The following is a 21,251-nucleotide window of genomic DNA, read 5'->3' as shown; positions in this document are numbered from 1 at the left end:
GGTACCCACCGTGTCCGACGAAGGAGCGACATGGCCATCATCGAAGCCTCCGGGCTGACCAAGACCTACCGGTCGAAGTCCGGACCGGTGCACGCACTGGCCGGACTCGACCTGTCCGTGCCCCAGGGCACCGTGAAGGCGCTGCTCGGGCCGAACGGCGCGGGCAAGACCACGACCGTGAAGGTGCTCACCACCCTCATCACCCCGGACTCCGGGACGGCCACGATCGACGGCATCGACGTGATCGCCGATCCGCAGGCCACCCGGCGGTCCATCGGGGTGTCCGGGCAGTACGCCGCGGTCGACGAGAACCTGACCGGCTTCGAGAACCTCGAGATGATCGGGCGGCTCTACCACCTGGGCCGGAAGACGTCGCGGGAGCGTGCCCGTGAGCTCATCGACGTGTTCGACCTGGCCGAGGCCGGGGACCGCCCGGTGAAGGGCTTCTCCGGTGGCATGCGGCGACGGATCGACCTCGCCGGTGCACTCGTGATGAACCCGCGCGTGCTGTTCCTCGACGAGCCGACCACGGGCCTTGACCCGCGCAGCCGGTTGGCGCTCTGGGGCATCATCGAGGACCTGGTGGCCCAGGGCGCCACGGTCCTGCTCACCACGCAGTACCTCGAAGAAGCCGACCGGCTCGCCGACGACATCGCGGTCATCGACGACGGCCGGGTCATCGCCGAGGGCACCGCCGACCACCTCAAGGCGCAGGTCGGCGGCCACCGGGTCGTCGTGACCCTGGTGGACGAGACCGACGGTGACGCGGTGACGACCGTCCTGCGGCGCTACGGCGTCGGCGACGTCGAGGCCTCTGGCGACGGCCGCACCCACGCCATCGCGGTCGAAGCCGGCCCCGCCGCGCTGCAACGGGTGCTCGCCGACCTCGGTGACGCCGGCATCGAGCTGCACGACGCGGGCATGCGCCGACCGACCCTCGACGACGTGTTCCTGCGGCTCACCGGCCACGCCGCGACGGAGGACGAGGCCGACGAAGCCGCCGGCACCAAGCAGAAGGAGACGGCCCGATGACCGCCACCACCATCGCGCCGGGTCGGCAGCTGCCCGTCGTCGTCACCTCGCCGGTCGCCATCTGGTTCGAGGACGGCTGGACCGTCACCAAGCGGAACCTCATCAAGATCAAGCGGTCGCCGGACATGCTCGTCTTCGCGGTGCTGCAGCCCATCATGTTCGTCCTGCTCTTCAGCCAGGTCTACGGCGGCGCGATCGCGGTCGAGGGCACCGACTACACGCAGTTCCTGATGGCGGGGATCTTCGCGCAGACCGTCGTGTTCGGGGCCACGTTCTCGGGGTCGGCGATGGCGCAGGACCTGAAGGAAGGCCTGATCGACCGGTTCCGCACGCTACCGATGTCGGCGTCCGCGGTGCTCGTCGGCCGGACCAACTCCGACCTCGTGCTCAACTCGATCTCGATGGCGATCATGATGCTCACCGGGCTGGCCGTCGGGTGGCGGGTGAACTCGTCGCCGCTCGAGTTCCTGGCCGGCATCGCCCTGCTGCTGCTGTTCAGCTACGCGTTCAGCTGGGTGATGGCGCTGCTCGGGATGAGCGTCAAGACGCCGGAGGTCATCAACAACGCCTCGTTCATGATCCTGTTCCCGCTGACGTTCATCTCGAACGCCTTCGTGCCGAGCGACACGCTGCCCCTGGTGCTGCGGGTGTTCGCGGAGTGGAACCCGGTGTCGTCGCTCGTGCAGGCGGCCCGCGAGCTGTTCGGCAACGTCGGGTCGGCGCCGGTGCCGGACATCTGGACGATGCAGCACCCGATCGTGACGGTGCTGATCGGGATCGCCGTGATGCTCGTCGTGTTCGTGCCGTGGGCCGTGAACAAGTACACCCGCATCAGCGCGAAGTAGCAGTCGTCCACAGGGGCCGTCCGGGTGCGCGCGTGCGTCACCCGGACGGCTTAGCATCGTCCACGTGACCGCGACAGACGCCGAGCGGGCCGCCCAGCGCGACGCCACGGAGCCACCCCTCGACCGCAGCACCCGACTGCGTCGCTGGATGCTGCAGGGCGCCCACCAAGGGGCATCCCACCAGGGTCCGCACCAGGTCGAGGTCGAGAAGACCCACCCGTGGTGGCGGGTCATGTGCCTGACCGGCGTCGACTACTTCTCGACCCTCGGGTACCAGCCGGCGATCGCCGCGCTCGCCGCCGGCCTGCTGTCGCCGATCGCCACGATCGTGCTCGTGCTCGTCACGCTGTTCGGCGCGCTGCCGGTGTACCGCCGGGTCGCGAGCGACAGCTTCCGCGGTGCCGGGTCGATCATGATGCTCGAGAAGCTCCTGCCGTGGTGGGCCGGCAAGCTCCTGGTGCTCGTCCTGCTCGGGTTCGCCGTCACCGACTTCATGATCACGATGACGCTGTCGGCGGCGGACGCCACGGCGCACATCGCCGAGAACCCGTACACGCCACACTGGTTCACCGAGATCCCCGTCCCGCTCACCCTCGCGCTGCTGCTGTTGCTCGGCGTCGTGTTCCTCCGCGGCTTCAAGGAGGCGATCGGCATCGCCGTCGGCCTCGTCGCGGTGTTCCTCGCGCTGAACGCCGTCGTCGTGGTGGTCGCGCTCTGGCACGTCTTCGAGCACCCGATGGTCGCCAGCGACTGGTGGTCGGGGCTCACCGCGCAGCACAGCAACCCCCTCGTCATGGTCGGCATCGCGCTCGTCGTGTTCCCGAAGCTCGCGCTCGGCCTGTCCGGGTTCGAGACCGGCGTCGCGGTGATGCCGCAGGTGCGCGGTGACGCGTCGGACGACACGAGTGCCCGGCCCGAGGGTCGGATCCGCGGCACGAAGCGGCTCCTGACCGTCGCGGCCGTGATCATGAGCTCGTTCCTGATCACCTCGTCGATCGCGACGACGTTCCTCATCCCGCAGCACGAGTTCCAGCCGGGCGGCGGTGCGAACGGGCGGGCCCTGGCCTTCCTGGCGCACCAGTACCTCGGCGGGGTGTTCGGATCGATCTACGACTTCTCGACCGTCGCGATCCTGTGGTTCGCCGGCGCGAGCGCGATGGCCGGCCTGCTCAACCTGGTGCCGCGGTTCCTGCCCCGTTACGGCATGGCGCCGCAGTGGGCGCGGGCGACCCGGCCGCTCGTCATCATCTTCACGCTCATCGCCTTCCTGATCACGATCGTGTTCCGCGCGAACGTCGACGCCCAGGGCGGGGCCTACGCCACCGGCGTGCTCGTCCTGATCACGAGCGCCGCGGTCGCGGTCACCCTGTCGGCTCGTCGCCGGCAGCAGAAGAAGCGCACCATCGCGTTCGGCGTCATCTCGGTCGTGTTCGTCTACACGACGGTCGCGAACGTCATCGAGCGGCCCGACGGCGTCCGGATCGCGGCGATCTTCATCATCGCCATCGTCGTGGTGTCGCTCGTCTCGCGGGTGCGCCGGTCGTTCGAGCTCCGCGCGTCGTCGATCGAGCTGGACGCCACGGCCCGGCAGTTCGTCGAGGCCGACGCCGACCAGTTCAGCGCGGTCTGCATCATCGCGAACGAGCCGGGTGCCGGTACCGCCGAGGCGTACCGGGCGAAGGGGCGCGAGGAACGGCGCGACTCCGGCATCCCGGCGCGCGTCCCGACGATGTTCCTCGAGGTGCTGCCCGCCGACTCGTCCGACTTCGAAGAGGACCTGCTGGTCGAGGGGCACGTCGTGCACGGACACCGTGTGCTCCGGGTCCGGTCCGGCAACGTGCCGAACACCATCGCCTCGACCCTGCTCGCGATCCGGGACACCGCCGGGGTCGTCCCGAGCATCTACTTCGAGTGGAACGAGGGCAGCCCGATCCGGAACGCCCTGCGGTTCCTGTTCACCGGGGCCGGAGACGTCGCGCCCGTCACGCGCGAGGTCCTGCGCGAAGCCGAACCGGACGTCCACCGCCGGCCGTCCATCCACGTCTCGTGACGGGTCCCGCCAGCGCGCGCCGGGTCCCGACGCCCGCCGGTGGGCTCGCCGCGGTGGTCGTCGCCGCCGCGGTCTGGGGGACCACCGGCACCGCGACGCACTTCGCCCCGGGCGTCCCCGCCTTCGTCTTCGGCGCGGTCACCTTCGGGATCGGTGGACTCGTGCTCGCCGCCGTCGCCGGACGTGGCACGCTCCGCGCCGTCGCCGAGCGTCGCACGCGGGGGTGGGCGCTGCTCGGCGCAGGGGCGCTCGTCGTCTACGCGGTCGCTTTCTACGCGGCCCTCGCCGACGCGGGCGTCGCCCTCGGCACCACCATCGCCATCGGGTCGTCACCCGTGTTCGCCGGGCTCGTGGAGTGGGTGTCGGACAGGAGGCCCGTCACCGGCAGGTGGATCGTCGCCACGCTGGTGAGCGTGGCCGGCATGGTCGTCGTGACCCTGGCGCGGTCGGAACACGACGGCGGTGGTGGTGCGCTCGCGCTCGGGATCGCCAGTGCCCTGCTCGCCGGGCTCACGTACGCGCTGTACTCGTGGGCGGTGGCGCGGGGACTGCACGCGGCGGCCGGGGCGGTGTCGGTGCCCGGCGGGCCCGGGGTCGAAGCCGTCGCGGCGGGGCTGCCGAACGGCCGCGGGCTCGTCGGCGCCGTGTTCGGCATCGCTGCCGTGCCGCTCATCGTACTGGTGGTCCTCGCCGGCGCACCGTACCTCGGCGAGGGCGGCAACTGGCCGGTGTTCCTGTACCTGGCCCTGGTGCCGACGGTGCTCGGGCACTCGCTGTACGCCGTGGGGTTGCGGTCCGTCGGCGCCGCGGTCGCGACCCTGGTGTCGTTGCTCGAGCCCGTGGTCGCGGCGGTGCTCGCCGTGCTCGTCGTCGGGGAGCACCTCGGCACGACGGGATGGCTCGGCATCGCACTCGTGGTGGCCGGGCTCGCCGTGCTCGCGGTGCCGGGGCGACGCCTGCGCTGACGCGCGTCGGGCACTGACGCGCGTCGGGCACTGACGACGTCAGTCGTCAGTCGTCAGTCGTCGGCGAGGATCTGGTCCCGCACCTTCCGCCGCAGCACCTTGCCGATCATCGAGCGCGGCAGGTCCTCGACCACGACGACCCGACGCGGCACCTTGTACGCCGCCAGCTGGTCACGCGCCCACGCCCGCAGCGCCGCGGCGTCGAACGAGGACGGGTCCTTCGGCACGACGGCGGCGACGACCTGCTCGTTGCCGCCCTGCGTGATGCCGACGACCGCGACCTCCTTGACGCTCGGGTGCTTGAGCAGTGCGTCCTCGACCTCGGACGGCGACACGTTGAAGCCGCCCGTGATGATGAGCTCCTTCAGACGGTCGACGATCCGGACGTAGCCGTCGGCGCCGATCGCCACGATGTCGCCGGTGCGGAACCAGCCGTCGGGGGTGAAGACCTCGTCCGTGGCCTCGGCCTTGCCCCAGTAGCCGCGGAACACCTGCGGCCCGCGGACCTGCAGTTCACCGGGCTCGTCGACGCCGAGCACCTTCGTGCTGTCGTCGGGGTCGACCACGCGGGCCTCGGTGGAGGACAACGGCAGACCGATGGAGCCGAGGCGACGTTCCGGGGACACCGGGTTCGCCATCAGCACGGGGGAGCACTCGGACAGCCCGTAGCCCTCGACCAGGTACCCGCCGGTCCGGGCTTCCCACGGCTCGACGATGTCCTGCGACAGCGGCATGGCGCCCGAGATGCCGATCTCGATGCCCTCGAGCGAGACCTTCGCCGAGTCGGCGGCGTGCTGCAGTCGGGCGTAGATCGGCGGGACGGCGGGCAGGAACGTCGGCGGGTGCTTCTTGATCGCGGTGAGCACGAGCGCCGGGTCGAACGTCGGGAACAGCACGAGCCGCGAGGCCATGCTCATCGCGAAGGTCAGGCACAGCGTGAGGCCGTAGGCGTGGAACATCGGCAACACCGCGTACACGACGTTGTCGCCCCGACGGATCTGCGGCACCCAGGCGCGAGCCTGCGCGGCGTTGGCCAGCAGGTTCCGGTGCGTGAGGACCGCGCCCTTCGGCGTGCCGGTGGTGCCCGAGGTGTACTGGATCAGGGCGATGTCGTCCGTCGACGGGCGCGGGTGCCGCTTCGACAGCTTGCGGGTGTGGACCAGGTCGTCCCACTTCGTCGTGCCGCGCACCGCGGTGGTGAGCTTCGCGCGGGACTCGCGGGCCTTCGCCACCGGCAGGGCCAGGGCGAGCCGGGTGCTGCGGGGCATCGCGCGGGTCAGGTCGACCGACACGATCGCGTCGAGCTTCACGTCGGCAGGGAAGTCCTGCAGCGTCGCGACGGACTTGTCCCAGGCGATCGCGACCTTGGCGCCGTGGTCCTCGAACTGGTGGCGGAGCTCGCGCGGCGTGTACAGCGGGTTGTGCTCGACCACGATCGCGCCGAGGCGCAGGACCGCGTAGAACGCCACGATGTGCTGCGGGCAGTTCGGCAGCACGATCGCCACCCGGTCGCCGGCACCGACGCCGAGTTTGCGGAGGCCGTTCGCCGCGCGGAGGATCTGCTCCTGCAGGTCGGCGTAGCTGGTCGTCCGCTTGAAGAACTCGAGCGCGACCCTGCCCGGGAACCGTCGCGCCGATTCCTCGACCAGGTCGATCAGGGAACCGTGCTGTTCCTCGATGTCGTGCGGGACCCCCGGGGCGTACGAGGCAAGCCAGGGACGAGGCGTGTCGATGCTCACGCGTCCCAACCTAGCGGGCCACCCCGGCGCCCGCTGGGAAGCACCGGCCGGCATCGGCCAGCATCGGGCGCCATCGGGGTGCACGAAGCCGGGCGCGCTCCCAGGGGACGGACGGACGATGACGCCATGCCCTCCGTCTCCGATGCCTTCCGCTCCCGCCTCAACGACACGTTCACCGGTGGGGCGACGAGCAAGCCGGAGTGGATCGACGAACTCGAGGACGGCACCGACGCCGGCTTCTTCGGCCCCGGTTCCGCGACGTGGGCGGTGCACGGCGGCAAGCAGACGATCGTCGCCGGGGTCCGCGCACTCCTCGTGCAGGCCCTGCACCCGGGAGCCCTCGCCGGTGTCGCCGACCACTCCCGCTACCGCGAGGACCCGTTCGGCCGCCTCGCCGGCACCATCCGCTGGATCTACACGGTCTCGCACGGCGACACCGCGACCGCCCGTGGTGCGAGCGAGTGGGTGCTGCGCCTGCACGAGCGCGTTCGCGGCCAGTACGTCGACGGCCACGGCATCGCACGCGACTACGCGGCGAACGACCCCGACCTGGCGCGCTGGGTGCACCTCGCCTTCACCGACGCGTTCCTCCGCGCTGCGCAGCGCTGGGGCGGTCCGATCCCCGGCGGTGCCGACGCCTACGTCCGCGAGTGGGCCACCGCCGGCCGGCTCATGCGCGTCGAGGACGCCCCGGAGTCGGAGGCCGAGCTCCGCGCCCAGATGGACGGGTACCTCGACCGCGGCGAACTGGCCGTCACGGCCCGCACCCGCGACGTCGTCAAGTTCATCAAGAACCCGCCGCTCGCGCTGATGCTGCGGCCCGGCTACCAGGCGCTGTTCCAGGGCGCCGTCTCGACGCTCGACCCCCGCCACCGCTCGATGCTCGGCCTGCGGGCCCCCGCGATCGGCCCCGTCGAACTGCCCGTCGGCCGGGCGACCGGACTCGTGCTCGACGGGATCGGCGGGGTGCTCGGCAACCAGACGGGGACGGAGCGCGCCGCGCTCGTGCGCATCGCGCGCCTCGAACGCGAGCGCGGCGCCGTCGCCTGAAACGTCCGCGTGTCACGTGTCGTGGACGGGACCGGAGACGGACGGGAGGCCCGTGGCCAGTTGGCCACGGGCCTCCCGTCCGCTTGTGGGTGCGTCAGAAACCGGACGGCACCCGGGGCGTGTACGCGGACTCGAGTCGCGTCACCTCGTCGTCGGTCAGCGTGATCGCGGCGGCCGCGACCGCGTCGTCGATGTGGTGCTCCTTCGTCGCACCGACGATCGGCGCGCTCACCGCGGGCTTGCCCGCGACCCAGGCGAGGGCGATCTGCGCCATGCTCACGCAGCGCTCACTCGCGATGGACTCGACGGCGCCCACGATCGCGCGGTTCGCGTCCTCGTCCTGGCGGTAGAGCGTCTTGCCGAACTCGTCGGTGCTCGCGCGCGACCCGGAGCCCTCGGCGTCCCACGGCCGGGTGACCTTGCCGCGGGCGAGGGGGCTCCACGGGATCACGCCGACGCCGGTCGCGTGCGCGAAGGGGTGCATCTCGCGCTCTTCCTCGCGTTCGAGCAGGTTGTACTGGTCCTGCATGCTGACGAAGCGCGTCCAACCGTGCAGGTCGGCGACGTGCTGCATCTGCGCGAACTGCCACGTCCACATGCTGCTCGCGCCGAGGTAGCGGGCCTTGCCGGCCTTGACGACGTCGTGCAGGGCCTCCATCGTCTCCTCGATCGGGGTCACCGGGTCGAAGCGGTGGATCTGGTACAGGTCGACGTAGTCGGTGCCGAGACGGGTCAGCGAGGCGTCGATCTCGTGCATGATCGCTGCGCGGGAGAGCCCTGCGCCGTTCCGACCGGGCCGCATCCGGTTGAAGACCTTGGTGAGGACCTGGACGTCCTCGCGCGGGGCGAGCTCCTTGAGGAGCGTGCCGGTGATCTCCTCGCTGGAGCCGTCGGAGTACACGTTCGCCGTGTCGAAGGTGGTGATGCCGGCGTCGAACGCGCGACGGACGAAGGGGCGGGCCTCGTCGATGCCGACGCTCCACGCGTGCGAGCCACGGTCGGGGGCGCCGTAGGACATCATGCCGAGGATCACGGTGCTGATCTCGAGGCCGGAGGCGCCGAGGCGGGTGGTGTCGGTCGTCGCTGCGTTGCTCGGTGCTGCGTTGCCTGGTACTGCGGTGCTCGTCGCTGCGTTGCCTGGTGCGGCGTTGCTCGGTGCTGCGTTGCCTGATGCTGCGTTGCTCGGTGCTGCGTTGGTCATGCGCTCACCTTGGCATCGCGGCCTGTGACGGCGAGCAGGCGGACCTGGAGTGGGGCGTCTTGGTCGACGTCGACCGGGGCGGCGTACAAGCCGGTAGCCGCGAGGTCCTCGATCTGCGGCTCGAAGTACTCCCACACCGCCTGCACGAGCTCGTCCGGCAGGGACTCGTCCGTGCCGGTCGCCCGCGCCAGGTCCCACGTGTGGATGGTGATGTCGCTGGTCTGCTCGGTGAGGTACTGACCAGCTGGCACGACGTCGGTGCTGAGGTGCACGGGGGTGTCCTGAGGGGCGTTCCGCCAGGCATCGGTCGCCGCGGTCGCGAAGCGCTGCCACTCGGACACGAGGTCGTCGCCGATGGACTCGAGGTCGGCCTCGGCCTGGGCGTAGTCGCACCCGGTGAGGAGCTTCGGGATCCAGCGCTGCTCGTCCACCACGTGGGTGACGAGGTCGCGGGTGGTCCACTCGGAGTCGGGGGTGGCGGCGTCCCAGTCCGTCACGGCGGCGACGCGGCGGCCGAACTCGGCTGCCGCGAGGGCCTGCATCGCGATCCAGTCGGTGGCCATGGTGGTGCTCCTGTTCGTCGGGCTGGCGTGCGGTGCTTCGTGCGGGTCGTGCGGGTGGTGCGGGTGCGTGCGTGCGGGTGGTGCGGGTGCGTGCGTGCGGGTGGTGCGTGTCGTGCGTGTGTCGTTGTAACTCGGGGGCCGGTGTGCGGATTCCCGCGCGTGCGGGCGTGCCCCTGTCCGCTGCCCAACGCTACGCCGAGGAGCCCGGCCGAGCGGGCGAAATGCCGCAGTCGTGCGCGTACCCACCGGACGTTTCCGCCCGTTCACGCCGGCGCGGGGTCGGTGCGCACGGCACTCGCTGACACCGGAGGGGCGTGCCAGCGCGTGGTCCCTGGGCGAGCGGGCGGAATGCCGGGGTCGAGTTCGAGATGAGGCCGGTATTTCGCCCGTTCGCCCGGTTGCGCTCGCGATGGAGCACCCGCGCGCGTCGCAGCGGGCAGCGGGCGGCGGGCAGCGGGCACGCGCGGCCGCCCGAAGCACCGCGGGGACGACGAACGCCCCGGCTCCGTGGGGAGCCGGGGCGCGTGTCTCGGGTTCGGGTGGTGCTGTTCGGTGCCTTCAGTCAGGCAGCGAGTCCGAAGGGACTCAGGCCGCCTGGAGCACGAACTGGACGTCGAGGTTGATGGTCACGTCGTTGCCGAGGGTGAAGCCACCGGCCTCGAGCGCTGCGTTCCAGTTCACGCCGAACTCGGTGCGGTCGATCTTCGTGGTCGCCTCGGCGCCGAACTTGACCTGGCCGTAGCCGTCGGTCGTGAAGCCACCGAGCTCGGCCTTGAGGACGACGGGCTTGGTGACGCCACGCAGGGTCAGGTCACCAGCGATGTGCAGGTCGTCGCCCTTGGCCTCGATGCTCGTCGAGCGGAAGGTGAGCTGCGGGTGCTCCTCGGTGAGGAAGAAGTCGCTCGTCTTCAGGTGCTGGTCGCGCTGCTCCTGGCCGGTGTTGATCGACGCGACGTCGATGTTCGCCTCGACGGTCGACTCGAGGGGGTTCTCGGCGGTGACGACGGTGGCGTCGAACGTCTCGAACTTGCCCTTGACCTTGCTGATGGCGAGGTGGCGGACCGAGAAGGTGACCTCGGAGTGGGTGGGGTCGATCTTCCAGGTGCCGGTCTGGTAGCCGGGAATGGTCGTGGCGGTGAGCGTCATGGTGGTCCTTCTTCCGAACGAGAGTCTGTGGTGCGACGCGATCCATGCGCCTGCATCAACCTGATACTACGCCAGTGTGCACCCTTTTGGTTGAAGCGTCAACCATTGTTCACCGAAGCGTCGCGAAGCGGTGGTCGTGCGGTGCGCTGAGCCCGGCCTGCAGGAGGCGTCTCACACGCTGTACGAATCGATCGACACCTCGGCCGACGTCGTCCGCCGTGGCTCGGACCAACCACCAGTCCACGTCCTTCAAGTGCTCGCCGCGGGTGAGGTCCTTCCGGAAGGTGGCCGGGTCGGTGCGGTGGAGATCGCTCTCGTACTCGATCGCCACCCGTGCTGCGGGGTAGGCGAGGTCCACGCACGCGATCCACCTGCCGTCCACGATCACGTCGTGGTTCAGGGCGGGTTCCGGGAGTCCCTGGCGGACGAGGGTCAGCCGTGCCCTGGTCTCACCCGGGGAACGAGAACCCGGCCTGATCTCGGCGAGAGCGTGGCGCAGCTTCACGACGCCCCGGAGCCCGCGCCGCCGGCCGACTGCCAGGATCAGCTCGTCGAGGGTCGCCCATCCGAGCCACCCGACGAGGGCGTCACCCGCGATGATCAGTTCGTCGAGCGTCAACATCGTGCTCAGCGCGACGAACGTGTCCGCTGGCGTCGTCAGACGCACACCTCGGCTGGTGGTCGCACGGACCCTGCCGTGGTGGGCGCGGTGTCCGACGGCGCCGCGGACACGGAGCGCCTGATCGACCCCGATCGTCGTCACGTGGAGCCGCGGCGTGCCCTCGAACCGGCGGGGGAGCGGGATGCCGAGGATCGCGGCGGCCGTGACGTGGCTGAACACCTGGTCGGGGCGCAGCCGGGGAGCCAGCGCCCGGGCGCGTTCGTCAACGGTTCGCGGCGGAACCGCGGATCGGGTGCCGTGGAACGGGCGGACGAGGTCACGTGCTTCGAGGCGGCCGCGGGACACCCCTCGATGCAGTGCGTCACGGACGCGGAACGAGGCGTCCCGCAGTGCCAACGGGAGGCGGCGTCTGGCGGTCATCTCCACATCGTGGAGCCGAGCGGGCGCGACGGTGGCGAGTCGTGCCTCCAGTGTGGACGGCCCGCGATCCTGGCGCCCCTGTGGAGGAATCTCGCCGCGGTCGAGCGGGCGGAACACCGGGGTCCGGCTGCGTGGCGACCGCGGCATTTCGCCCGCTCGCGGGGGCGCCCGCCGGCGCGGACCGCAGCGCTGCCCGCCCGGCCGGTCCGCGCAGCGGTCGGGACCGCGGCGACGGCGTCAGCCCGCCCGTCGCGGGGAGGTTGCCGCGGTCGCGACCTCAGCGACGACGCGAGCGGGCGTATTGGCCGGGTGTCGCCGTCGGGCACGCCGGCATTTCGCCCGCTCGCGGGACCGGCCCTCGCGAGATCCGCGCTCGCGGCGGCCGACCGCACCGCACCCCGCTACGCACCGCACCCGCCCCACCCCGCGGCGGGCGGCAGGCACTCGCGGGGCCCCTCACGTGTCGGCGGGCTCCAGTAGCGTCGGGACCATGGAATTCAGGTACCTGGGCAACTCCGGACTCAAGATCTCCGAGATCACCTACGGCAACTGGCTGACGCACGGCTCGCAGGTCGAGAACGACGTCGCCTCCCAGTGTGTGCGGGCAGCGCTCGACGCCGGCATCACCACGTTCGACACCGCGGACACGTACGCCAACACCGCCGCCGAGACCGTCCTCGGCGAAGCACTCAAGGGCGAGCGGCGTGCGGGGCTCGAGGTCTTCACGAAGGTCTACTGGCCCACCGGCCCCAAGCAGCACAACGACGTCGGCCTCAGCCGCAAGCACATCCTCGAGTCGATCAACGGCTCGCTGACCCGCCTGCAGACCGACTACGTCGACCTCTACCAGGCGCACCGCTACGACCACGAGACCCCCCTCGAAGAGACCATGCAGGCCTTCGCGGACGTCGTCCGCCAGGGCAAGGCGCTCTACATCGGCGTCAGCGAGTGGAACGCCGAGCAGATCCGCGCCGGCGCCGCGCTCGCGAAGGAGCTCGGCTTCCAGCTCATCTCGAACCAGCCGCAGTACTCGATGCTGTGGCGGGTCATCGAGGGCGAGGTCGTCCCCGCCTCGAAGCAGCTCGGCCTGTCGCAGATCGTCTGGTCGCCCATCGCGCAGGGCGTGCTGACCGGCAAGTACAAGCCGGGTCAGCCGCTGCCCGAGGGCTCGCGTGCCACGGACGAGAAGGGCGGCGCCGACATGATCAAGCGGTTCATGCGCGACGAGGTCCTCGAGGCCGTGCAGCGCCTGCAGCCCGTCGCCGACCAGGCCGGCCTCACGCTCGCGCAGCTCGCGATCGCGTGGACGCTGCAGAACGACAACGTCGCCAGCGCCATCGTCGGCGCGTCGCGTCCGGAGCAGGTCACCGACAACGTCAAGGCCGCGGGCGTCACGCTCGATGCCGACGCGCTCGCCGCCATCGACGAGGCGCTGGGTGACCTCCCGGAGCGCGACGCGGCCAAGACCGTGTCGCCGGCGCAGCGTCCCGCCTGAGACGCGACCCACCATCGGACGGGAGGCCCGTGGCGACGCCGCCACGGGCCTCCCGTCCGCTTTCCTGGCCACCTGCACAGACCGGTCCGGTCTGCACAGACCGGCCGTCTGTACCCCGTGTGAACAGCACGTGTCGTGGAACTGGCAGAGGCCTGGGTAAGCCCGTACCCCACCCAAACCGCAGTCGCGTTACCCCCGAATCGGGGGCATGACCCGAACTGATACCCCCGTTCTGGTGTCACCCGACACCGGTACGGTGCCGACCGTGCGACCCGGCACGGTCTCGCGCCTGCTCGCCACCGCGAGGCAACTCGCGTCGTTCGGCACGATCGGTGCCGTCTGCTTCGTCATCGACCTGGGCATCTACAACCTGCTGCGCGCCACCGTCATGCCCGACGGTCCCATCGCCGCGAAGATCGTGTCGGCCGTCGTGGCGACCGCCGTGGCGTGGATCGGCAACCGCTTCATCACGTTCCGCGCCGAGCGCCAGACCGGCCGCCGCGAGACCGTGCGCGAGGGGCTGCTCTTCGCTGCCACGAACCTGATCGGGCTCGGCATCGCCGCGGCCTGCCTGTTCGTCTCGCACTACGTCCTCGGGTTCACCTCGACCTTCGCCGACAACGTCGCCGGCAACGGCGTCGGCCTCGTGCTCGGAACCGCCTTCCGGTTCGCCGCGTACAAGGCCCTCGTCTTCCGTTCCACCGATGCTCGTCGCACGAAGGGGCTCGCCGCATGACCATCTCCGCCACGCTGCTGACGGCCGCAGGGCCGCTGCTCCAGCCGAACGAGGGGACCGCTCCGTCGAGCGTCCCGAACCGAGGGACCACCGACGTCCCGACCGGAGGCTCCGGTGCCGTCCAGCAGGCCGCGTGGTCGCTGGGTGAGTGGATCGGCTACTCCGCGCTCATCGCGATCTCCGTGCTGCTCACGATCGTCGCGCTGACGACGCTCTGGTGGATGCTGCACGCCTGGCGCTCGCGGGACGCGCTGAAGTCGACGAGCTTCAGCCAGACCCCGCGCCCGGCCGCGCACCGCTTCACCCTGCTGGTGCCCGGACGGCACGAGCAGGAGGTCATGGGCCAGACGCTCGACATGCTCGCGAAGCAGGACCACCCCGACTTCGAGATCATCGCGATCGTCGGCGAGGACGACCCGGAGACGGACGCCGTCGTGCGCGCCGCCGCAGCCCGCCACCCCGAGCTGATCCGCGTGGTCGTCGACGACACCCTGCCGAAGAACAAGCCGAAGGCGATGAACCTGGCGCTGCAGTACGCGACCGGTGACGTCGTCGGCGTGTTCGACGCCGAAGACGAGGTCTACCCGCACCTGCTCACCCTGGTGGACTCGCGGTTCCAGGAGACCGGCGCCGACGTCGTGCAGGGCGGCGTGCAGCTGATGAACTTCAAGTCCAGCTGGTGGTCGCTGCGGAACGTCCTGGAGTACTACTTCTGGTTCCGCTCGCGCCTGCACTTCCACGCCGGCTCGAAGTTCATCCCGCTCGGCGGCAACACCGTCTTCGTGACGAAGGAACGCCTCGACTGGTCGAACGGCTGGGACGCGCACTGCCTCGCCGAAGACTGCGAGCTCGGCGTCCGGCTGTCCGCCGACGGCGCGAAGGTCGTCGTCGCGTACAGCCCCGAGGCCGTCACCCGCGAGGAGACCCCGCCGACCTTCGCCTCGCTGCTCAAGCAGCGGACGCGCTGGAACCAGGGCTTCCTGCAGGTGCTCGGCAAGGGGGAGTGGAAGAAGCTCCCGTCGTTCCGTCAGCGCTTCTTCGCCCGGTACATGCTGACCATGCCGTTCATCCAGGCGGCCACCGGTCTGCTCATCCCGCTCAGCGTCCTGATGATCCTGTTCGTCAAGGTGCCGACGGCGATCGCCCTGGTGTCGTTCATCCCGGTGGCACCGACGCTCATGCTGCTGGCCGTCGAGGTCGTCGGCCTCAACGAGTTCGGTCGCATCTACAAGGAGAAGGTCCGGTTCCGCGACTACGTGAAGCTCGTGCTCGGTCTCGTGCCGTACCAGATCTTCCTCGCCGCAGCAGCCGTCCGAGCCGTCGTCCGCCACGCCAAGGGGCAGAACGGCTGGGAGAAGACGGAGCACACGGGCCAGCACCGGAACGCTGAGCAGCCCGCTGAGGTCGTCGGTTTCGCGTCGGAGTTGACCGGGTCCGGGTCCGCGGGCGCGACGTCTTCTTCTTCTTCGTCTTCGTCTTCGTCTTCGTCTTCCGAGCGTGAGCTCGCCGGCACGACCACAGGAGGGACCCGATGACCGCCAGCATCACCAACACCACCGGCATCCCGATCCGCGGTGCCGTCGCGGGGAACCACACCGGCATCGGCGCCTGGCTCCGCCGGCACGCCGCGAGCCTGACGTGGCTGCTGCCCGTCGTCGCCGTCACCGTCATCGTGCAGGCCTGGAACATGTCCGGCACCCCGCAGCGGATCGACGACGAGGGCACGTACACGGCGCAGGCCTGGGCGATCATGCACCTCGGCGAGATCACGCACTACACGTACTGGTACGACCACCCGCCACTGGGCTGGATCCAGATCGCCGGCTACACCGGGCTGACCGGGGCGTTCGCGCGCTACCCGTTCGCCGTCGAGGCCGGCCGCGAGGCGATGGTCTTCTTCTCCGCCGTCTCGAGCATCCTGCTGTTCGTCCTGGCCCGCCGCCTCGGTGCAGGCCGGATCACCGCTGCCGCAGCCGGACTCGTCTTCGCGCTGTCGCCGCTCGCCCTGCAGTACCACCGCACGGTCTACATCGACAACGTCGCGACGCCGTGGCTGCTCGCCGCGTTCGTCCTCGTCCTGAGCCGTCGCCAGCAGCTCGCCGGGTTCGCCGGCGCCGCTGCGTGCCTCGGCATCGCGGTGCTCTCCAAGGAGACGTACCTGCTCGCCCTGCCGTTCCTCATCTGGATGGCGATCCGTCGCGCCGACAAGAGCACCCGCCGGTACACGCTGAGCGTCGCCGGCGCCGTCCTCGTCATCATCGGCGGCGGGTACCTGCTGCTCGCCGCGGTCAAGGGCGAGCTGTTGCCGAGCAGCGGTCGGGTCAGCCTGTTCGAGGGCATCACCTACCAGCTCGGCTCGCGCTCGGCATCGGGTTCGCTGTTCGACACGGGCAGCCTGGCCAACGCCGCCGCGTCGCAGTGGTGGGCGCTCGACCCGGTGTTCATCGTGCTCGGCTCGGCCGCCGCGGTCGTCGGGCTCTTCATGCGACGGGTCCGTCCGATCGCCGCGATGCTCGTCTTCCTGCTCGCGATGATGTTCCGCCCGAACGGGTACCTGCCGGTGCCGTACGTCATCATGCTCATCCCCTTCGCCGCCCTGCTGGTCGCCTACACGGCCGAGCGTGCCGTCCTGGCGATCGCCGGTCGGGTCCGCACCCGGACCCGCCTCGGCGCCGGGACCCGTCGTGGTCTCGGCATCACCTGGGCCGTCACCACCGCTGTCGCACTCGTCGTGGCGGTGCCGCTCTGGGGAACACAGCTGCGCGGCTTCGTCCTGGGTAACCTCGACCTGCCGATGCAGCAGGCCGAACAGTGGGTCGGGGACAACGTCTCGAAGTCCTCCCGACTGCTGGTGGACGACGCCATGTGGGTCGACCTCGTCGAGGACGGCTTCGCCCGGAACAACGTGGTCTGGTACTACAAGCTCGACACCGACGGAGCCGTGGAGCGGCAGTCGCCCAACGGGTGGAAGGACTCGGACTACGTCATCACGACGGACTCCATGCGGACCGGCGGCAACTCGTCGTCCGACATCCGCCAGGCGATCGAGAACTCGACGGCCGTCGCGACCTTCGGGTCCGGTGACCAGCAGGTCGAGGTCCGACGCATCCACGCCGAGGGATCGACGGCCGCACAGACCGCGATCACCCGGGCCAGCGACCTGCGGAAGACCATGGGCACCGAGCTGGCGTCGAACCCGGCGCTCCGGGCCGATGACGGCACGAAGTCCCAGTTCCGTGCGGGTCAGGTCGACTCGCGAGCGATGATCGCGCTCGGCCAGGTGCTCGCCGACCAGGACGTCCGCGTCGACCGGTTCACCCCGCTCACGGGCGAGACCGGGCAGCCGTTCCGCACCGCCGTCCTGCACACGAGCGACGCTGCCTCGGCGGAGCGCGTGGCCTCCACCCTCGAGGCGATGCCCGATTCGTTCCGGCCGGCGTCGGTCGAGCGTGAGGGCGAACGCCTCACCGTCACCTACACCCCGGCGGACCCGACCACGACCGCGACGAGCGCCTCGTGACCCGCCGCCCCGCCGCCCGGATCGCTGCCCGGATCGCCGAGCGGGCGAAACACCCGGGTGCTCCGGCCGCCGACCCCGGCATTTCGCCCGCTCGCGGGGACGCTCGCACCCACGGCCCCGGGGCGGCCCGCAGCACCACCGCACACAACTCGACCAGCACCACGACCCGAAGGAGCACGACCATGACCGCACACACCCAGCGACGCCGCACCGTCGTCGTCGGCGCACTCGCAGCGACCCTCGTCGCCGCGACCGTCGGACTCGCAGCACCCCAGACCGCCTCCGCCGCCACCGCCGACGAGGGCTGGCTCCGCGTCGGCCACCTCTCGCCCGACACCAAGGGCGTCGACGTCGAACTGTCCAGCCTGTCCGGCGGCAAGACGATCTTCGAACTCGACGACGTCACGTACGGCCAGGTCAGCAAGTACCAGGAGCTCCCGGTGGGCACCTACGTGCTGTCGATGCGGGCCTCGGACGCCCCGGACTCCACGCCGGTGATCTCCACCGACGTCAAGGTCGACAAGGGCGACGCGAGCACGGTCGTCGCGTACGGCAAGAACACCGACCTCAAGACGACGGCGTTCACCGACGACCTGCAGCAGCCCGGCGACGGCAAGGCGAAGCTCCGGCTGGTCCAGGCCGCCACCACGGCGAAGCAGGTCGACGTGAGCACCTCCGAGGGCACCGCCATCGCCGAGGGCGCGAAGTTCGGGACCGCCACCAAGTACGCCACCGTCGACTCCGGCAAGTGGACGCTCGACGTCTCGGGCAGCGGCCAGCAGGGCACCGCCAGTGTCGACCTCGCGGGCAACACGGTCTCCACCCTGTTCGTCCTCGACGACAGCAAGGGCGACCTGACGGTCGTGCCGGTCACGGACGCCGCAGCCACCGCCGCGACGCCGACCGGCGGCGTGCAGACGGGTGGGGGCGGCGCAGCCGCCGACCGACCGATGACGGAGGCCGTCCACACGGCCATCGCAGCGCTCCGCTCGCTGTACCGCTGACGCCCTGGCCGGGAGGCACGGATCACGTGCGCCGACACGCTCACGTGATCCCGGCCTCCCGTCCAGTGCCATCGTCACCATCCACGGAAAGGCAGGCCAGCATGACCCGCAGAACCTGGATACCCGTCACTGCCGCAGCGGCGGTGGTCGTCGCCGTCGGCGTCGCGCTCATCGCGGTTCGCCCGTGGGGGCAGGACACCGAGGCCTCGAGCGGCTCGGTCGCCACCCCGACCTCGACCAGCGCGCCCGACGCGGCGCGCTCCCCGAAGGAGCTCCGCACGGAGTTCCTCGACCGGTACGTGCAGGACGGCCGTGTCGTCCGCACCGACCAGGGCGACGACACCGTCAGCGAGGGACAGGCCTACGGGCTGCTCATCGCCTTCGCGAACGGCGACCGCGACCGGTTCGACGACATCTGGAAGTGGACGAAGACGCACATGCTGACCGACGACGACCTGCTCGCCTGGCGTTGGACGCCCGACGACGGTGTCGCCGACGAGCAGCCGGCCAGTGACGCCGACCTCGACGCCGCGCGGGCCCTGGTCCTCGCCGGCGACGCGTGGGGCGAGGACCGGTACACGGCAGCCGGCAAGCGCATCGCCTCGGCGATCCTGGAACACGAGACGGCGACCACGGAACTCGGCACGATCCTGCTGCCCGGGCCGTGGGCGGACTCCGAGCCGTACCGGTACAACGCCTCGTACGCGTCGCCGGCAGCCTTCGCGGTGCTGGCGAAGGCCACGGGCGACGACCGCTGGACCGCGCTGAACCGTGGGTCCCGCGCGGCGACCGCGGCGGTGCTCGACGAGTCGCAGCTGCCGAGCGACTGGTCGCAGGTGCATGCCGACGGCACCGTCGACCCGATGCCCGCCACCGGTGGGGACCAGCGCGTGCTGTACGGCTACGACGCGATGCGGACGCCCGTCCGCTACGCCGAGGCCTGCTCCGCCGACGACCGCGCCCTGGCCGGGTCGCTCGCCCCGACCCTGCGTCGGACGACACAGCTCGCCGCGCAGCTCGACCTGGGCGGCACCGCCGTGACCGGGGACACGAACGCCCTGGCGTACACCGCCCGGGCCGCCGCCGAGTACGCGGCCGGTTCCTCCGGTGCGGCCGCCGACGACCTGGAGCGGGCCGACCGGACGGCTGCCACCACGCCGACCTACTACGGGGACGCCTGGGCCGCCCTCGGTTCGACCATGCTCACCTCGGACGTGCTCGGCGGCTGCGCGACGACGGCCGGAGGGGCATCGTGACCGGCCGACGGTCCGCCGGGCGTGGTTCGGTGTTCGGACGTCGTGGCGTGGCGATCGGGGCTGTGCTGGCTGCGGTCGTCGTGGGCGGCGGCGTCACCGGTGTGGCGCTCGCGTCGACCGTCGGCAGTGACGGGTCGGACGGTCGGGCCGGTTCGGCGCCGTCGAGTTCGGCGTCGGCTTCGGCTTCTTCTTCTGCTTCTGCAGGGTCGGGCATCGAGGGGTTCCAGGACCCGGCCGTACCCGCTGCCCGATCCGCGGCGACCCCCGTCAGCGTCTCGATCCCCGCGATCGGCGTGCAGTCGAACCTCGAGGACCTGCACCGCGGCACGGCCGGCGAACTCGACCCGCCCGTCGACTGGGACAGCGCCGGGTGGTTCAGCGACGGCATCGTCCCCGGTGAGGTCGGCCCGGCAGTCATCGCTGGCCACGTCGACAGCCCGACGAGCGCCGCCGTGTTCTTCCGGCTCGACGAACTGGTCGCCGGCGACGAGATCCACGTCGCGATGTCCGACGGCAGCACCCGCACCTTCACCGTCGACCGCTCGGAACGCGCCGCCAAGTCGGCGTTCCCGACGAGCGACGTCTACGGCACCACCCCGACCCCCCAGCTCCGACTGATCACCTGCGACGGCGTGTTCGACACCGCCACCGGGCACTACACGGACAATCTGATCGTGTTCGCAGACCTCTCGTCGGACTGACCCAAACACCGACCGATACATTCGATGTGGAGCACGAGGAGCACCATGAGCGAGACCCTGGTCATCATCCCGACCTACGACGAGGCGGAGAACGTCCGTCCCATCGTCGAGCGCACGCTCGCCGCCACCGACGACAACGTCCACGTGCTGGTCGTCGACGACAACTCGCCGGACGGCACCGGTGACATCGCCGATGCCATCGCCCGTGAGACCGACCGCGTGCACGTCATGCACCGCACGGTGAAGGACGGTCTCGGCGGCGCGTACCTGTCCGGGTTCGCCTGGGGCCTCGAGCACGGCTACGCCAAGCTCGTCGAGATGGACGCCGACGGCTCGCACCACCCCGAGTACCTGCCGTGGATGCTCGAGCTCGCGGACACGAACGACCTCGTGCTCGGGTCCCGCTGGATCAAGGGCGGCAAGGTCGAGAACTGGCCCTGGTACCGCGAACTCCTGTCCCGAGGCGGCAACCTCTACACGCGCCTGGCCCTCGGCATCGCCGTCCGCGACGCCACCGGCGGGTTCCGGGTCTTCACCTCGCGGGCGTTCGAGCGGATCGACCTGGCCGGCGTCGCGTCGAAGGGCTACTGCTTCCAGGTCGACCTGTGCTGGCGTGCTCTCGAGGCCGGTCTGCGCGTCGTCGAGACCCCGATCACGTTCACCGAGCGGGAGTTCGGCGTCTCGAAGATGAGCGGCAACATCGTGCGCGAGAGCCTGGCCCTCGTGACGAAGTGGGGCATCGACCGCCGCATCCGCGAGACCCGTTCCCTGGTCAAGGACCACCGGAAGCTGCCGTCCGTGCGCACCAACGCGCACGCCGTGGCCGACCACGCAGCCTGACCCGCTGGGTCGGCGTCGGCGCTCGGGGTCGGGGTCGGGGTCGGCGGCGGTACCGCGAAAGCGACA

18 protein-coding genes are annotated in these 21,251 nt (G+C 70.8%); 13 read left to right on the top strand and 5 right to left on the bottom strand.

Going from position 1 to position 21,251, the window contains the following annotated elements; genetic code table 11:
• Positions 1–30: 30 nt before the first annotated feature.
• The 4 genes from M4960_RS14940 (at position 31) to M4960_RS19810 (ending at position 4,892) form a co-directional block, all read left to right on the top strand.
• Positions 31–1,032: an ATP-binding cassette domain-containing protein gene (locus M4960_RS14940; protein ID WP_173169532.1), complete on the top strand. Its 1,002-nt coding sequence runs from the start codon at positions 31–33 to the stop codon at positions 1,030–1,032.
• Positions 1,029–1,877 (top strand): ABC transporter permease, encoded by an 849-nt coding sequence (locus M4960_RS14935; protein WP_123294045.1) that lies wholly within the window; start codon positions 1,029–1,031, stop codon positions 1,875–1,877. The genes M4960_RS14940 and M4960_RS14935 overlap by 4 nt, the downstream gene beginning before the upstream one ends.
• Before the next feature lie 148 nt (positions 1,878–2,025).
• Positions 2,026–3,927: an amino acid transporter gene (locus M4960_RS14930; protein ID WP_216834741.1), complete on the top strand. Its 1,902-nt coding sequence runs from the start codon at positions 2,026–2,028 to the stop codon at positions 3,925–3,927.
• Positions 3,924–4,892 carry a DMT family transporter gene (locus M4960_RS19810; protein WP_248704647.1) on the top strand — a complete coding sequence of 323 codons (969 nt, stop codon included), beginning with the start codon at positions 3,924–3,926 and terminating at the stop codon, positions 4,890–4,892. Before M4960_RS14930 ends, M4960_RS19810 begins: the two co-directional genes overlap by 4 nt.
• 53 nt (positions 4,893–4,945) lie before the next feature.
• Here the strand turns inward: M4960_RS19810 and M4960_RS14920 are convergent, their stop codons facing one another.
• Positions 4,946–6,685, bottom strand: a complete 1,740-nt coding sequence (locus M4960_RS14920) for a long-chain-fatty-acid--CoA ligase (RefSeq protein ID WP_254067073.1) — start codon at positions 6,683–6,685, stop codon at positions 4,946–4,948.
• A gap of 72 nt (positions 6,686–6,757) precedes the next feature.
• Here M4960_RS14920 and M4960_RS14915 point away from each other — a divergent pair, with 72 nt between their 5' ends.
• Positions 6,758–7,681, top strand: coding sequence for an oxygenase MpaB family protein (locus M4960_RS14915; RefSeq protein ID WP_123673206.1), 924 nt, complete (start codon positions 6,758–6,760; stop codon positions 7,679–7,681).
• A 94-nt stretch (positions 7,682–7,775) separates the two neighbouring features.
• On the opposite strand, the gene M4960_RS14910 is transcribed toward M4960_RS14915, so the two are convergent.
• The 4 genes from M4960_RS14910 to M4960_RS14895 form a co-directional block, all read right to left on the bottom strand.
• Complete coding sequence (locus tag M4960_RS14910) at positions 7,776–8,702, bottom strand: aldo/keto reductase (RefSeq protein ID WP_248704660.1); 927 nt, start codon at positions 8,700–8,702, stop codon at positions 7,776–7,778.
• Between the two features lie 176 nt (positions 8,703–8,878).
• Positions 8,879–9,445, bottom strand: coding sequence for a TIGR03086 family metal-binding protein (locus M4960_RS14905; RefSeq protein WP_123294035.1), 567 nt, complete (start codon positions 9,443–9,445; stop codon positions 8,879–8,881).
• A 585-nt stretch (positions 9,446–10,030) separates the two neighbouring features.
• Positions 10,031–10,591, bottom strand: a complete 561-nt coding sequence (locus M4960_RS14900; protein WP_111086826.1) for a YceI family protein — start codon at positions 10,589–10,591, stop codon at positions 10,031–10,033.
• A gap of 109 nt (positions 10,592–10,700) precedes the next feature.
• A complete protein-coding gene (locus tag M4960_RS14895; protein ID WP_123294034.1) occupies positions 10,701–11,633 on the bottom strand; it encodes a hypothetical protein in 933 nt (310 codons plus the stop codon).
• Between the two features lie 490 nt (positions 11,634–12,123).
• On the opposite strand from M4960_RS14895, the gene M4960_RS14890 reads away from it, so the two are divergent.
• The 8 genes from M4960_RS14890 to M4960_RS14855 all read left to right on the top strand — a co-directional run bounded on the left by M4960_RS14890 (position 12,124) and on the right by M4960_RS14855 (position 21,185).
• Positions 12,124–13,128: an aldo/keto reductase family protein gene (locus tag M4960_RS14890; RefSeq protein WP_131845390.1), complete on the top strand. Its 1,005-nt coding sequence runs from the start codon at positions 12,124–12,126 to the stop codon at positions 13,126–13,128.
• A gap of 265 nt (positions 13,129–13,393) precedes the next feature.
• Positions 13,394–13,864 (top strand): GtrA family protein, encoded by a 471-nt coding sequence (locus M4960_RS14885; RefSeq protein ID WP_243649870.1) that lies wholly within the window; start codon positions 13,394–13,396, stop codon positions 13,862–13,864.
• Positions 13,861–15,399 carry a glycosyltransferase gene (locus M4960_RS14880; protein ID WP_248704646.1) on the top strand — a complete coding sequence of 513 codons (1,539 nt, stop codon included), beginning with the start codon at positions 13,861–13,863 and terminating at the stop codon, positions 15,397–15,399. The genes M4960_RS14885 and M4960_RS14880 overlap by 4 nt, the downstream gene beginning before the upstream one ends.
• Entirely contained in the window at positions 15,396–17,384 is a 1,989-nt protein-coding gene (locus tag M4960_RS14875) for a glycosyltransferase family 39 protein (RefSeq protein ID WP_248704645.1), read from the top strand. Before M4960_RS14880 ends, M4960_RS14875 begins: the two co-directional genes overlap by 4 nt.
• A 182-nt stretch (positions 17,385–17,566) precedes the next feature.
• A complete protein-coding gene (locus M4960_RS14870; protein WP_123294030.1) occupies positions 17,567–18,388 on the top strand; it encodes a DUF4397 domain-containing protein in 822 nt (273 codons plus the stop codon).
• 101 nt (positions 18,389–18,489) lie between these two features.
• Entirely contained in the window at positions 18,490–19,644 is a 1,155-nt protein-coding gene (locus M4960_RS14865; RefSeq protein WP_131921632.1) for a glycosyl hydrolase family 8, read from the top strand.
• Between the two features lie 47 nt (positions 19,645–19,691).
• Positions 19,692–20,345 carry a class F sortase gene (locus M4960_RS14860; protein WP_248704644.1) on the top strand — a complete coding sequence of 218 codons (654 nt, stop codon included), beginning with the start codon at positions 19,692–19,694 and terminating at the stop codon, positions 20,343–20,345.
• 45 nt (positions 20,346–20,390) lie between these two features.
• Positions 20,391–21,185 (top strand): polyprenol monophosphomannose synthase, encoded by a 795-nt coding sequence (locus tag M4960_RS14855; RefSeq protein ID WP_133936836.1) that lies wholly within the window; start codon positions 20,391–20,393, stop codon positions 21,183–21,185.
• Positions 21,186–21,251 lie beyond the last annotated feature (66 nt).

Source organism: Curtobacterium sp. MWU13-2055 (genome assembly GCF_023242305.1).
Classification (GTDB): domain Bacteria; phylum Actinomycetota; class Actinomycetes; order Actinomycetales; family Microbacteriaceae; genus Curtobacterium.
This window is presented reverse-complemented; position numbering and strand designations above follow the sequence as displayed.